Origin of the sequence: Paenarthrobacter sp. PPS72, from assembly GCF_048537125.1 — a bacterium.
In the GTDB taxonomy this organism is placed as follows: domain Bacteria; phylum Actinomycetota; class Actinomycetes; order Actinomycetales; family Micrococcaceae; genus Arthrobacter; species Arthrobacter nitroguajacolicus_E.
The window spans coordinates 1-847 of record NZ_JBLYIE010000099.1; the positions used below are offsets into that span (position 1 = coordinate 1).

The 847-nt window shown below is 64.5% G+C and carries 1 protein-coding gene; it reads right to left on the reverse strand.

What is annotated here, in order from left to right:
* Positions 1–29: 29 nt before the first annotated feature.
* Positions 30–847, reverse strand: an 818-nt coding sequence (locus ACLRGI_RS23250) for an ISL3 family transposase (RefSeq protein ID WP_419203793.1), incomplete at its 5' end; no start/stop codon positions are given.

An 847-nucleotide genomic window follows, 5' to 3' on the forward strand; every position in this document is an offset into this window, starting at 1 on the left:
TGCTGTGCGGGTAAACGGGCCCTTCGCATTTAGGCATGGTTGAGGGTGTTCTGCCGATAGGGTCGGTGGCCGCCGGCGGCGAGTAGGCATCTGAGTCTGTAGTTGGTGAAGTTCCGAAATCCGCGGGCGATGCGGCGGGTGGTTTCGATGACGCCGTTGATCGCTTCGGTGGGGCCGTTGGAGGCGCCGAGGGTGTCGAAGTAGGCCAGGATGGCGGCCTTCCATTGTTTGAGTGTCCGGCCGAGGCGGCCGACTTCCGGGATCGGGCAGGTCGGGAACGATGAGATCACTTCGGTCACGAGTTCCCGTCCGCGGGCCGGAGGGGCGTGGTAGATGTTGCGGACCTTTTGATAGCACTGCCAGGCGAGGGTGACTTCCTGGTTGGGGTCCCCAAGGGCGAGCTTGGCATCGAGCCTGGCGGCTTGTTTATCGGTGAGGTGTTCGGCTCCGATTTGCAGGGTCCTGCGGATCCCGTAGAGCGGGTCGCCTTTGCGTCCGCGGTGTCCGCGGGTGTCCTGCTGGACCCGGCGCCGGACCTCATCAACCATGGCGGACCCGAGTTTGACGACGTGGAATGCATCCAGGACGGTGATGGCTTCGGGGAGCTCATCACGGATCGCGTTCGCGTAGCCGCGGAACGGATCCAGCGCGGCGGTCTTGATCCCGGCAGTGAACTCGGGGCCGCGGTCTTTGAGCCAGTCCGCGTAGGCCTTCCCGGACCGGCCCGGAACCAGGTCCAGCAGACGGGCATGCACGTGCCCCTGTTTGTCGCGGGTGTGATCCACAATTCCGGTGATCATCCCGGTGCCGGGCGGACCTATATGGGACCAGACATGCTCATCAACGC